The following is a 13,163-nucleotide window of genomic DNA, read 5'->3' on the forward strand; positions in this document are numbered from 1 at the left end:
TTGAGTGGTTGTAGATAGTGGTCTTGCGGTGCTGCGGTTACGGGCGCGTGGTCCCGCCTGGACGCGATGCCTAGGCGGAGCGGAGCGCCCGGTCACTCATGGAGCGGGATCCCCGTCCAACGGCCAGGGTGCCGGACTGCACGATTTCGCGGATGCCAAAGGGCTCCAGCACTGAGAGCAGGGCTGTGAGCTTTTCCGGGTGGCCGGTGGCCTCAATGACGACGGAGTCGGTGGACACGTCGACCACTGAGGCGCGGAACAGGTCTGCGGCCTGGGTTACCTGCAGGCGTGTTGCGGCATCCGCACGTACCTTGACCAGGATGTGGTCGCGCTGTACGGAAGATTCTGGGGTGAGCTCAACGATCTTGATGACGTTGACCAGCTTGTTGAGCTGTTTGGTGACCTGCTCGATGAGGTCGCCGTCGGCGTCGACCACCACGGTCATGCGGGAAACACCCGGCACTTCGGTGGGGCCAACAGCCAGGGAGTTGATGTTGAAGGCGCGGCGGGCGAAGAGGCTGGCCACGCGGGTCAGGACGCCGGGCTTGTCCTCAACCAGGACGGAAAGTGTGTGGCGGCTCATGCTCAGTCTTCCTCTTCCCATTCCGGGGTCATGTTGCGGGCAACCTGGATCTGGTCGTTGCTCACGCCGGCGGGCACCATCGGCCACACCATGGAGTTGGGGCTCACCACGAAGTCGATGACCACGGGGCGGTCGTTGATTTCGAGGGCCTTCTGGATGGTGGCGTCGATGTCCTCTTCGCGCTCCACGCGGAACGAAGCGCAGCCGTAGGCCTCCCCCAGCTTGACGAAGTCCGGGATGCGGACCGTGTCATGGCCGGTGTTGAGGTCGGTGTTGGAGTAGCGGCCTTCATAGAAGAGGGTCTGCCACTGCCGCACCATGCCCAGCGAGGAGTTGTTGATGACAGCAACCTTGATGGGAATCTTGTTGATGGCGCAGGTGGCCAGCTCCTGGTTGGTCATCTGGAAGCAGCCGTCACCGTCGATGGCCCAGACCACGCGGTCCGGCTCGCCCACCTTGGCACCCATGGCGGCCGGAACGGCATAGCCCATGGTGCCGGCGCCGCCGGAGTTCAGCCAGGCGTGCGGACGCTCGTACTTGATGAACTGCGCGGCCCACATCTGGTGCTGGCCCACGCCCGCCACGTAAACGCCCTCGGGGCCCGTGAGCTCGCCGATCCGCTTGATGACCTTCTGCGGGGCAATCAGGCCGTCATCCGGTTCCGTCCAGCCCAGCGGGTAGGTTTCCTTGAGGTTGTTCAGGAACGCCCACCAGGTGGTGAGGTCCGGGGTGCCCGAGGCTTCGAACTGGCTGCGCACGGCCTCGGTCAGTTCCGGGATGATCTCCTTGACGGACCCGACGATGGGCACGTCCGCGGTGCGGTTCTTGGAAATCTCCGCAGGATCGATATCGGCGTGGATGACCTTGGCGTTGGGTGCGAAGGTCTTCAGCACGCCCGTGACGCGGTCATCGAAGCGGGCGCCGAGCGTGATCAGCAGGTCCGACTGCTGCAGGGCCGTGACGGCGGAAACGCTGCCGTGCATGCCGGGCATCCCCACATGCTGGGGGTGTGAGTCGGGGAAAGCGCCCTTGGCCATGAGGGTTGTCACCACCGGCGCCCCGGTCGCTTCGGCGAGGGCGAGCAGTTCGGCCGAGGCATGCGCCTTGACCACACCGCCGCCCACGTACAGGACAGGCTTGGTGGAAGCGGCGATGAGCTTGGCGGCCTCGCGCACCTGCTTGTTGTGGCCGCGGGTCACCGGACGGTAGCCCGGCAGGTCGATCTTCGGCGGCCAGAAGAAGGTCATCTGGCCCACCTGGGCGTCCTTGGCAACGTCCACGAGCACCGGGCCCGGACGGCCGGTGGAGGCCAGGTGGAAGGCCTCGGCCATGACGTGCGGGATGTCGTTGGGGTCGGTCACCAGGAACGAGTGCTTGGTGATGGGCATGGTGATGCCCACGATGTCGGCTTCCTGGAATGCATCGGTGCCGATGACGCCGCTGGATACCTGGCCGGTGATGGCCACCAGGGGAACGGAGTCCATGTGGGCATCCATGATGGCGGTAACGAGGTTGGTGGCGCCGGGGCCCGAGGTGGCGATGCAGACGCCCACCCGCCCGGTGACCATGGCGTAGCCTTGCGCGGCGTGGCCGGCTCCCTGTTCGTGACGGACCAGCACGTGATTCATGGTGGAGGCCATCAGGGGGTCGTAGGTGGGCAGGATCGCGCCACCAGGCAAACCGAAAATGTCGTCGACGCCGAGTTCTTCGAGCGAGCGGACGATTGCTTGCGAGCCGGTCATCACCGTCGGGGGTACGACGTTGTTCGGCCCAAGGACAGGAGAGACGGCAGCAAGGTCGGCGACGACGGCGGCATGGTCAGCCGTCCGGTCGGCGCGTTCCGGAGCCTTGGGGGCTCCAGCGGACTTGGTGGCCATCAGCGAGGGGCTGATGGGCGATCCTTTGCTCATCGGACTCTTCCTTGTGGATCTTCTCTGGTTCTGGAATTGCTTTGAAACGGTGGGAAATAAAAAAACCCCTCGGCCTGGCGGCTTCTTGAGGGGTTTGCGCGTGACTTTTCGTTACCAGGGGCTAAGGTGCCACGCGCTTGGTAAGGACGACGACGACGGTGCCGGCGGTAACGAAAGTCATGCGTTCAGTTTTCCCTCTTGGCGAGATAGGTGTCAACGAGCGACAACCCAATCTCACCATGTGGACTCCATTGTCCACGGAATGACCCTACCCCAAACTTCCGGCGCGAGCGCCGTCAGCCTGGGCCCCTTGGTCATCCCTTATTAAGCCCTGCCGCCTCTGGCGGGGCAGTCCCGGGAGGTGTCCCCGGGAACTCAAATCAGCCGGTGTAGGCGCCCTGGCTGGCGCTGTGGACCAGCTTGGCGTACTTGGCGAGCACTCCCTTGGTGTACCTGGCGGGCAGCGGCTCCCAGCCCACCTTGCGGGCTTCGAGTTCCGCTTCGTCCACCAGCAGGTCGAAGGTGCGCGCAGCAATGTCCACCCGGATCCTGTCACCGTCCTGCACGAAGGCGATGGGGCCGCCGTCGACCGCTTCCGGTGCCACGTGGCCGATACACAGCCCTGTGGTGCCGCCGGAGAACCGGCCGTCGGTGAGGAGCAGGACGTCCTTGCCCAGGCCCGCGCCCTTGATGGCGCCGGTGATGGCGAGCATTTCGCGCATGCCCGGGCCGCCCTTGGGGCCTTCGTAGCGGATAACGACGACGTCGCCGGCCTTGATCTTGCCGTTGTCCAGCGCATCCAGGGCTCCCTGTTCGCGCTCGAAGACGCGGGCGGTGCCTTCGAAGACGTCTGCGTCGAAGCCGGCGCTTTTAACAACCGCGCCTTCGGGGGCCATGGAGCCATGCAGGATGGTGATGCCGCCGGTCTTGTGGATCGGGTTGTCCAGCGCGCGCAGGATCTTGCCGTCAACGTCCGGCGGGTTGATGGCCTCGAGGTTCTCCGCGACGGTCTTGCCCGTGACGGTCAGGCAGTCGCCGTGCAGCAGGCCGGCGTCGAGCAGTGCCTTCATGATGACGGGCACGCCGCCGATCCTGTCCACGTCGGTCATGACGTAGCGGCCGAACGGCTTGAGGTCGCCCAGGTGCGGGATCCTGTCGCCGATGCGGTTGAAGTCATCCAGGGTCAGTTCCACCTCTGCCTCGCGGGCAATCGCCAGCAGGTGCAGGACGGCGTTGGTGGAGCCGCCGAAGGCCATGGTGACGGCAATGGCATTCTCGAAGGCCTCCCGGGTCATGATGTCCCGGGCCGTGATGCCCAGGCGCAGCAGGTTGACCACCGCTTCGCCGGACTTGCGCGCGAACTCATCACGACGGCGGTCTGCCGAGGGCGGTGCGGCGGATCCGGGGAGGGACATGCCCAGCGCCTCGCCGATGCAGGCCATGGTGTTGGCCGTGTACATGCCGCCGCAGGCGCCTTCGCCCGGGCAGATGGCCTTCTCGATGCGGGTCAAGTCCTCCATGCTCATCTTGCCGGCAGCGCACGCACCCACGGCTTCGAAGGCGTCGATCAGGGTGACTTCCTTTTCGGAGCCGTCCTCGAGCTTGACCCAGCCGGGCATGATGGACCCCGCGTAGAGGAAGACGCTGGCAAGGTCCAGCCGGGCCGCCGCCATGAGCATGCCGGGCAGGGACTTGTCGCAGCCGGCCAGCAGGACCGAGCCGTCGATCCGCTCGGCCTGCATGACGGTCTCCACGGAGTCGGCGATGACCTCACGGGAGACCAGGGAGAAGTGCATGCCTTCATGGCCCATGGAGATGCCGTCGGACACTGAAATGGTGCCGAACTGCATGGGGAAACCGCCGCCGGCGTGGACGCCCTCTTTGGCGCCCTGTGCCAGCCGGTTCAGGGAGAGGTTACAGGGGGTGATTTCGTTCCAGGAACTTGCCACGCCCACCTGGGGCTTCGCGAAGTCGTCGTCGCCCATCCCGACGGCCCGGAACATGCCGCGGGCGGGGGCCGCGTGGATGCCGTCGGTGACGACGCGGCTGCGGGGCTTGATGTCCGGCTTGGTTCCGGTTGTGGTCTGGGCGTCACTCATAGGGGAAAGTCTAGGGCTCGAACGGTCCGTGAAACGACGGTCGACGGCGGGAAACGGGAAAAGTCTTGGAAGTTCAGCCAGATAGTGGACTTGCATCTCATATATTGAGACGTTGATAGTGCTGAGCTGCAGTCACATGTCCCGGGCGCCCTTCCAACCGGGCCTTCCCCCGCGCGCCGCGGCATCTCTGGACAGCAGTGGTGACCCGACGTAGCGTCGGGGACAGGACACCCGCCACCTGTACAGAAGGGCCTGCCATGGACTTTGTTTTCTGGATCATCCTCATAGTCGTCATCGCCGTCATCATTTGGTGGCTCGTCAGCCGCAACAAGTCCGCCAATGCGCCCGAGGGGTCATCGCCGGCGGCGAAGACCGAGCGGGCCCGTGCCGACGGGGCCCTTGAAGGGGGCAGCGCGGCAGCTTCGGCCGCGGCTGCGGGGACCACCGGCATTCCAACAGCAGCGGGATTCGGGAAAGCCGCCGAACCGGCCGCACCCGCCACGGCGGAAGAGCCGGCCGACTCGTCCGCCGCTTCCGCGCCGGCGGCGCGCACTTCCACTCCCCTGTCCACCGAGAAGGCCACTGAGGCGGCCAACGTAGCCGGCCCCGCCGCTTCCGGCACGGAGACGCCCGGCAGTGGCACCGGGCACGAAGAACACCGGCCCCAGGGCCAGGCTGCACAGCAAAACGAAGACCAGGCCGAATGGGAAACCCAGTGGTCCGAGGCCGGAGCCGCGCCCCGGTCCGGCTCCTCGGCTGCCGGGACGGCCGCAGCTACCCCCGCGGAGGCGCACCAACCCGGCTCCAGCGCTGAAGCCTCCTCCGGGCAGGCCGCCCCCGCGGCATCCAGTCCCGTTCACCATGACGAATACACAGCGCCCCACGCCCCCACGCTTCCGGGTGCCGAAACGGCCGCAGTGGAGAGCATGGACGACGGCGGCACAACCGGCGGCGGGCCGGCCGGAAGCCAGGCGCCCCAGCACCGGGCGGACAGCTCCGAAGCGGCCCCGCAGCACGAGCCGGCGGTGCCCTTCGGCGGCGTGACGGATGCTGGAGCAGCCGAAACCATGGACCGCGCCCAGTCATCCGCGCTGGTGGAAAACGCGGCGGACCACCAGCCGTCCGGGCAGGGACAGGACGAAGCCCAGGGGTTCGGGCAGGGCTTCGTCCCGGGCCAGGTCACAATTGCCGCCGAGCCTGCCGGGCACCTGGCGGCCGACGAGCCTTACGGCCAAGGATCAGCCGCACCCGGCCCCGACGGCAGCGGACCTGCGGACTACACGGTCAAGGGCGACGCCGCCGAAATGGTGTACTACGAAGAAGGACATCCGGATTATGAGCAGACCCGGGCGGAAGTCTGGTTTGAATCTGCCGCGCATGCGGAGGCCGCCGGTTTCCGCGCCCCACGGCGTAAACGGCTCTAACAGGACGAAGGCCCGCCGCATTGCGGCGGGCCTTACCTGTCTGGCCGCGTGCCTGGTGCTGGCCGCCTGCACGGGCGCACCAGGGCCGCCAGGCACAAGCCCTGCCGTCGCCGGCACGTCGCCGGGAGCCGCCGTCGGAAACCCTGCCGTTACCGCACCTGCGGTACCTGCGCCCACCGTGCAGGAGCGGTTGGAGCTTCAACTGGACACGCCCTGGGCAGCGGTATTCCTTCCGGACGGCACCGCCATCATCTCGGAGCGCGGGACCGCACTGCTGAAGGCTGTTCGGGACGGCAAGGCCACAACCCTCGGGGAAGTGCCCGACGTGGTGCCCGGCGGAGAGGGAGGCCTCCTGGGACTGGCGCTTTCCCCGCATTTCGACGCCGACCGCGTCCTCTATGCCTATATGACCACGCAGGAGGACAACCGGGTGGTCATGATTACTGTCGGAAGCAGCGCGGACGGTTCGCTGACGCTGGGCCAGCCCCAAACCGTGTTCTCCGGAATACCCAAAGCCGGCACGCACAACGGAGGCAGGATCCGGTTTGGCCCCGACGGTTTCCTGTACGTGGGCACGGGCGACGCCCAACGCCGGGAGCAGCCGCAGGACCCCGGGGCCTTGGGCGGCAAGATCCTTCGGCTCAGTCCGGACGGCTCTCCCGCGCCTGGAAACCCGTTCGGGAACGCTGTCTACAGCCTGGGCCACCGGAATGTCCAGGGCCTGGCGTGGGACGAATCCGGACGGCTCTGGGCCAGCGAGTTCGGCCCCGACGTGGACGATGAATTGAACCTGATCCTGCCGGGCGCCAACTACGGCTGGCCGGACGTCACCGGGGCGCCGCACCGCGCAGGCTTCCAGGACGCGAAAGTCGTGTGGCCCTCCACGCGCGAATCCTCCCCCAGCGGGCTGGAAATCCTCGGCGGAATTGCCTACCTCGGTGCACTCCGGGGCGAAAGGTTGTGGGCAGTACCGCTGCATGGAACAGAAGCAGGGTCCCCTGTGGCCTATTTCACAGGGGAATACGGTCGGATCCGGGACGTCATTCGGACCCCGAACGGAGGTTTGTGGCTGCTGACGAACAACCAAAACCCTGATTTCGCGCTGGTTTTGCGGCCCTCCCCCTGATTCGGGCACCTCCGCCGGAGCCGATTTCACTTGCACCAAAAGTTCGTGTAGAGTTTCATGTCGTTGCGGAGATCAACGGGAAAGAAAAAGCCCGGAGATGGAAGCAAATAAGATGCACCTCTAGCTCAATTGGCAGAGCAATTGACTCTTAATCAATGGGTTCCGGGTTCAAGTCCCGGGGGGTGCACGATTGGGAAAACAGCCTCCGGCTTGTGGAAACACAAGCGGGGGGCTGTTTTGTTTTCCCGGCCCACGTCCATCCATTGCTGAGTACTTGTCGTTTTCACGGCCCAGAACGACAAGTACGGAGCAATCGATGGGGGTGACGTGGGGAGGTACGACGGCGGGCGGCGGCCGGGCACAAAAAAGCGCGGCCCCGGTTCTTCCGAACCAGGGCCGCGCTTTACGTATGGTGTCCGCAGCGCCAGCGGCTACTTTGCCACGTTGTCCATGAGGGCTCCGGCGTTGCTGGGCGTGGTGGAGAACTGGCTGGCCAGTTCCCTGACCACGGCCTTGAGTTCCTGGCGCAGCAGCTCGGGGTCGATCGACGCGGACGCCAGGACCGAGCGCTCCATCTCCACGGCCTGGGCAACAGCTTCCTTGCCCTGCTCGGTCAGCGATACCACGTGGCTCCTGCGGTCCGAGGTGCTGCGCACCCGCGCTATGTGGCCGTGGGACTCAAGCCGGCTGAGGGTCTTGCCCATGGTCTGGGCCTGCACGCGGACGTACTGGGCAAGCTGGGCCTGGGTCATGGGCCCCTGCGCTGCAAGGACTTCGATGGCGATAACACCGGCATGGGTGAGGCCGATGGCGCCGAGTTTTTCGTTCCAGGAGTGCTCAACGAGTCGGGCAGCAGTGGACAGAAGGCGCCCTGTGGGCCAGTGATCCATATCAGGCATAGCAGCAAGTATAGCCAAATGCCGATTAGCACTCGTTCCACCTGCTTACTAGGCTGTTGTGTCCCGCCCGCGACAAGGAGAAAAACAATGGCTGAAAGACTGGTTACCGGCGATAAGGCACCCGCGTTCACCCTCCAGGATTCCACCGGCAAGGACGTCAGCCTGGCTGCCCGGCCCGGCCGCTCCACCATCGTCTACTTCTACCCCGCTGCCGCCACTCCCGGCTGCACCAAGGAAGCCTGCGATTTCCGGGACAGCCTGGCCTCCCTGCAGGCCGCCGGCTACGACGTCCTGGGGATCTCCCCCGACCCCGTCGAGAAACTGGCAAAGTTTGCTGACAAGGAGTCCTTGACGTTCCCGCTGCTTTCCGACGCGGACCACGCCGTGGCCGACGCCTACGGCGCCTGGGGCGAAAAGAAGAACTACGGCAAGACCTATGAGGGCCTGATCCGCTCCACCATCGTGGTGGACCCCGACGGCAAGGTGGCGCTGGCCCAGTACAACGTGCGGGCCACCGGCCACGTGGCCAAACTGCGCAGGGACCTCAACCTCGACGCCTGACCGGCCCGCAACTTCCCGGGCAACCACCCTGGCAACGCTACAATGGACACTGGCATCCGCCGTCGAGCATTTTCGGTTCACGGCAGGAAGCTGAGCGCGAGTGGTGAAATTGGCAGACACGCAGGATTTAGGTTCCTGTGCCTTCGGGCGTGGGGGTTCAAGTCCCCCCTTGCGCACACCGAATCCCCCGGCCCCGGCCGGGGGATTCCTGCGTTAAGCACCGGCAATCCGGTCGCCAATTTCTGCCCCGAATAGAAAAACTCCGAAGATCCACCCATCCGCCGATGCCCACCCGGCGAATAGCCATTGAGACACCAGCCAAGGGCAGGTGCCCACCCAAAGGCAGGCCGCACGCCACGAAACCAAATGTCCGACGGCGGCAGGCAAACGATCCAAGGAGAACCCAAATGCAGACCTTCAAGCGCACCACTTTCACCGTCGCAGGCGTTGCAGCAGCCGCTCTGCTCAGCCTCACGGCATGTGGCGGTTCCGGCAGCACCTCCGGGTCCTCGGCGTCGTCGGCGCCGATGTCATCCGCCCCCAGCTCCAGCATGGCATCCCCGTCCAGCACCAGCATGGCATCACCGTCCGCAAGCTCCTCGGCGGCAAGCATGGATCCGGCCGCCAACCTGGTTGGCCCCGGTTGCGCCGCCTACGCCAAGCAGGTGCCCACCGGCGCAGGCTCCGTTGAAGGCATGGCCCTTGACCCGGTCGCCGTCGCAGCCTCCAACAACCCCATCCTCACCACGCTCACCGCGGCAGTGTCCGGCAAGCTGAACCCCAAAGTGGATCTGGTTGACACGCTCAACGGCGGCGAGTTCACGGTCTTCGCTCCCGTGGACGATGCCTTCAAGAAGATCGACCCCGCCACCATCGAAACGCTGAAGACCGACGATGCGCTGCTGAGCAAGATCCTCACCTACCACGTAGTGCCCGGCCAGATCACCCCGGACAAGATCGCCGGCACGCACGCCACCGTCGAAGGCGGCTCGGTCACGGTGACCGGCAGCGGCGACAACCTCAAAGTGGACAACGCCAACGTGATCTGCGGCGGCGTCAAGACCAAAAACGCTACGGTCTACCTGATCGACTCCGTGCTCATGCCCAAGTAAGCCTTCTTCCACCCCCAGCACAGGGCCGGGTCCGTCTGAAACCCGGCGGAGCCGGCCCTGTCGCGCGTCACGTGCTTGCCTGAAGCTGCCCGCAAGCCCGGTCCTCTAGACTGGTCCCGGCCCGCAAGCGGCGGAGCCGGCAGCATCCAGAGGTGATAAACGAGTGCCCAGCAGTACATCGCGGCGGACGGTCATCAAAGCAGGCGCCGTCCTCATGGCGCTGGGCGTGACGTCGTGCACGGGTGTGCCGTCTCCCTCGCCCACATCCGGTCCGCCCAGTTCCGCCCCGGCGGAGCCCGAGGCCACCTTCAATTTCGGCACCGCTGCCCAGCCCCTGGGACTGGACCCGGCCCTGTCCAACGACGTGGAGTCCCAGCGCATCACCCGGCAGATCCTGGAGGGCCTGGTGGGTGTGGACCAAACCACCGGAAAACCCACACCGCTGCTGGCAACGGAATGGAACGAGTCCAACGAAGGCCGTACCTATACCTTCAAGCTCCGCACGGGCGTCACCTTCCAGGACGGCACTCCGTTCAACGCCGACGCAGTATGCACGAACTTCAACCGCTGGTTCGCTTTCTCCGCCGACCTGCGGAAGCAGGCACCGGGCACCTCCTTCAAGGACGTGTTCAAGGCACATTCGGACGAGCCCGGGCTGTCGATCTTCAAGGGCTGCACCGCATTAGACCCCGACACGGTACAGATCGACCTCACCCAGCGCTTCACCGCATTCCTCCAGGCACTGACCCTCCCGGCGTTCGCCATCGCATCCCCTGCAGCCCTCGCCTCGGGCAAAGCGGACGTCCTGGACCAGAACCGGGGCGGCCAGGCAATGTCAGCCTTCGCCACGAATCCGGTCGGCACCGGCCCCTTCACCCTTGCCGCCTGGGGCACCGACAACGTCACCCTCGCCAGCAACAAGACCTACTGGGGCGACCGCGGCCAGATCGGCACCATCAACTTCCTGGCCTACAACCATCCCCAGACCCGCCTCCAGGCACTGCTGGACGGCACGATCGACGGCTATGACGCCGTCACCGTGGGGAATTTCGACCAGCTGGTCAAGCGCGGCAAGCAGATCGTGCAGCGCGACCCGTTCTCCGTGATGTACGTGGGCATGAACCAGGACATCCCGATCCTCCAGAACCAGAAGATCCGGCAGGCGGTGGAGCTTGCCATCGACAAGGAGACGTTGATCCGGAAGTTCTTCATCGACAACACCGCCAAGGCCACGCAGTTCGTTCCGCCCAAGATCAGCGGTTTCAACAATGACGCGCCGGCGCTCGGACACGATCCGGCCAAGGCCAAGGACTACCTGAAAGAGGGCGGCTACGCGGGCGAGGAACTGAAGTTCTACTACCCCATGAACGTCACCCGCCCGTACCTGCCCACCCCTGAAAAGGTCTACGCCGAGCTCAGCCGCCAGCTCACCGCCGTCGGCTTCAACATCCGGCCCGTGCCCGTTGACTGGTCGGACGGCTACCTGCAGAAGGTCCAGTCCGCCGGCGACCATGCCCTCCACATCCTTGGGTGGAACGGCTCGTACTCGGACGCCGACAACTTCGTCGGCCCCCTCTTCGGGCAGAAAAACGGCGAGTTCGGATACCAGGATCCGCAGGTCTTTTCCAAGATCAACCGGGCGCGGGGACTGCCTGACGGGAAGGAACGGGATGAGCTTTATCACACCATCAACGCCCAGATCGCCGCGACGGTCCCGGCGGTTCCCATTGCCTTCCCCATCTCCGCACTGGCCCTGTCCGACCGGGTGCTGAACTACCCCGCGTCACCGGTCTTAAATGAAGTTTTCACCAAGGTCCAGCTAAAGCCTTGACGGGCCCGGCCAATTTCAGTATGCGGGCTGCGCGGGGATATTCTGTGACAGCCAGAGCCGCTGCAATCGGAGACTGATCGTGACCTTCATTTCCAAGACCCCACACGCCGACGTTGTCCTGATAGGCGGCGGCATCATGAGCGCCACGCTGGGGGCATTCCTCAAGCAGCTGGAGCCGGACTGGACCATCTCCCTGTTCGAACGGCTGGACCAGCCGGGACTCGAAAGCTCAGACCCCTGGAACAACGCAGGAACGGGCCACGCCGCCCTCTGCGAACTGAACTACTCCCCCGCAGCCAAAGACGGCTCGGTCAACCCCGCCAAGGCACTGCTCATCAACGAACAGTTCCAGCTGTCCCGCCAGTTCTGGTCCCACCTGGTGGACAACAGCCTGATCGGTTCGCCCAAGGGCTTCATCAACACCGTTCCGCACATGAGCTTCGTGATCGGCGAAGACCACGCGCGGTTCCTGAAGACCCGCTACGAGGCCCTCAAGCCCCACACCCTGTTCCGGAGCATGGAGTACTCCGAGGACCACGCGCAGATCGCCAAGTGGGCGCCGCTGATCGTCAAGGGCCGCGACCCCCAGCAGCGTATTGCCGCCACCCGGGCCGCCGAGGGCACCGACGTGGACTTCGGCGCACTGACCCGCGAGCTGACCACCTACCTTGGGAACACCGGCGTCGAAATCAACTACGGCCACGACGTCACCGGGATCTCCCGCGCGTCCGACGGCGGCTGGGACCTGACGCTGAAGCACCCCAAGTCCGGAGAACGCGGCAAGATCCACGCCAAGTTCGTCTTCGTCGGCGCCGGCGGCGGCGCCCTGCACCTGCTCCAGGCGTCCGGAATCCCGGAAAGCAAGGGCTACGGCGGCTTCCCGGTCTCCGGCCAGTTCTTCCGCTGCACGGACGAGGCCATCGCCGCCCAGCACAGCGCCAAGGTCTACGGCCAGGCCTCCGTGGGTGCACCGCCCATGTCCGTTCCCCACCTGGATACCCGCTACGTCAACGGGAAGCGTTCGCTCCTGTTCGGCCCGTACGCAGGCTTCTCCACCAACTTCCTGAAGAACGGCTCCTACCTGGACCTGCCCCTGTCCATCCGCCCCGGCAACATCATCCCGATGCTGGCGGTGGCCAAGGACAACATGGACCTCACCGCCTACCTGGTCAAGGAAGTGGTCAAGCGCCAAGACCAGAAAGTGGAGGCGCTGCGAGAGTACTACCCCGAGGCAAAGGGCGGGGACTGGGAACTCATCACCGCCGGCCAGCGTGTACAGATCATCAAGAAAGACCCGCAAAAGGGCGGCGTCCTTCAGTTCGGCACTGAAGTGATCGCCGGCCGCGACGGCTCCATCGGCGCGCTCCTGGGCGCTTCGCCGGGGGCGTCCACCGCTGTCCCCATCATGATCGAACTGCTCCAGAAGACGTTCCCCAAGAACTTCAAGGGCTGGCAGTCCAAGCTCAAGGACATGATGCCCGGCTACGGGGTGAAGCTGGATGAGAATCCGGACCTCGCCGCGGAGCTGGAACGGGCCACGGCCAAGTCCCTCCAGCTGGAAAGTGTTTCCGCCAGCCACTGACCCTGCCGGGGCCAGCGGCTGGCACCCCCAGGGCTT

At 65.5% G+C, this 13,163-nt stretch carries 10 protein-coding genes and 2 tRNA genes; 8 read left to right on the forward strand and 4 right to left on the reverse strand.

Annotated elements, in window-relative coordinates:
* Window positions 1-70 precede the first annotated feature (70 nt).
* From ilvN to ilvD, 3 genes are all read right to left on the reverse strand, one after another.
* Window positions 71-583 (reverse strand): acetolactate synthase small subunit, encoded by a 513-nt coding sequence (ilvN, locus tag ACR65J_RS12440; protein ID WP_043453275.1) that lies wholly within the window; start codon window positions 581-583, stop codon window positions 71-73.
* Window positions 584-585: 2 nt separating this feature from the next.
* On the reverse strand, window positions 586-2,493 hold the full coding sequence (locus tag ACR65J_RS12445; protein WP_440169274.1) for an acetolactate synthase large subunit: 1,908 nt from the start codon (window positions 2,491-2,493) through the stop codon (window positions 586-588).
* A 380-nt stretch (window positions 2,494-2,873) separates the two neighbouring features.
* Complete coding sequence (gene ilvD, locus ACR65J_RS12450) at window positions 2,874-4,592, reverse strand: dihydroxy-acid dehydratase (protein ID WP_440169276.1); 1,719 nt, start codon at window positions 4,590-4,592, stop codon at window positions 2,874-2,876.
* A 257-nt stretch (window positions 4,593-4,849) separates the two neighbouring features.
* Here ilvD and ACR65J_RS12455 point away from each other — a divergent pair, with 257 nt between their 5' ends.
* The 3 genes from ACR65J_RS12455 (at window position 4,850) to ACR65J_RS12465 (ending at window position 7,329) form a co-directional block, all read left to right on the forward strand.
* Window positions 4,850-6,016, forward strand: a complete 1,167-nt coding sequence (locus ACR65J_RS12455) for a sunset domain-containing protein (RefSeq protein WP_440169278.1) — start codon at window positions 4,850-4,852, stop codon at window positions 6,014-6,016.
* Entirely contained in the window at window positions 5,970-7,142 is a 1,173-nt protein-coding gene (locus ACR65J_RS12460) for a PQQ-dependent sugar dehydrogenase (protein ID WP_440169281.1), read from the forward strand. The genes ACR65J_RS12455 and ACR65J_RS12460 overlap by 47 nt, the downstream gene beginning before the upstream one ends.
* Window positions 7,143-7,256: 114 nt before the next feature.
* Window positions 7,257-7,329, forward strand: a tRNA-Lys gene (locus tag ACR65J_RS12465).
* 244 nt (window positions 7,330-7,573) lie between these two features.
* Here the strand turns inward: ACR65J_RS12465 and ACR65J_RS12470 are convergent.
* Window positions 7,574-8,032, reverse strand: a complete 459-nt coding sequence (locus ACR65J_RS12470) for a MarR family winged helix-turn-helix transcriptional regulator (RefSeq protein ID WP_159635391.1) — start codon at window positions 8,030-8,032, stop codon at window positions 7,574-7,576.
* 96 nt (window positions 8,033-8,128) lie between these two features.
* Here ACR65J_RS12470 and bcp point away from each other — a divergent pair, with 96 nt between their 5' ends.
* The 5 genes from bcp to ACR65J_RS12495 all read left to right on the forward strand — a co-directional run bounded on the left by bcp (window position 8,129) and on the right by ACR65J_RS12495 (window position 13,127).
* The gene (gene bcp / locus ACR65J_RS12475) at window positions 8,129-8,602 is read left to right on the forward strand and encodes a thioredoxin-dependent thiol peroxidase (RefSeq protein WP_440169283.1); all 474 of its coding nucleotides are present in this window, start codon (window positions 8,129-8,131) and stop codon (window positions 8,600-8,602) included.
* Window positions 8,603-8,696: 94 nt separating this feature from the next.
* Window positions 8,697-8,778, forward strand: a tRNA-Leu gene (locus tag ACR65J_RS12480).
* 231 nt (window positions 8,779-9,009) lie between these two features.
* The gene (locus tag ACR65J_RS12485) at window positions 9,010-9,714 is read left to right on the forward strand and encodes a fasciclin domain-containing protein (protein WP_440169285.1); all 705 of its coding nucleotides are present in this window, start codon (window positions 9,010-9,012) and stop codon (window positions 9,712-9,714) included.
* Between the two features lie 163 nt (window positions 9,715-9,877).
* Window positions 9,878-11,545, forward strand: a complete 1,668-nt coding sequence (locus tag ACR65J_RS12490) for an ABC transporter substrate-binding protein (protein WP_440169287.1) — start codon at window positions 9,878-9,880, stop codon at window positions 11,543-11,545.
* Window positions 11,546-11,624: 79 nt separating this feature from the next.
* A complete protein-coding gene (locus ACR65J_RS12495; protein WP_440169289.1) occupies window positions 11,625-13,127 on the forward strand; it encodes a malate:quinone oxidoreductase in 1,503 nt (500 codons plus the stop codon).
* The last annotated feature ends 36 nt before the right edge of the window (window positions 13,128-13,163 follow it).

The organism is Arthrobacter sp. SAFR-044, from assembly GCF_059414985.1.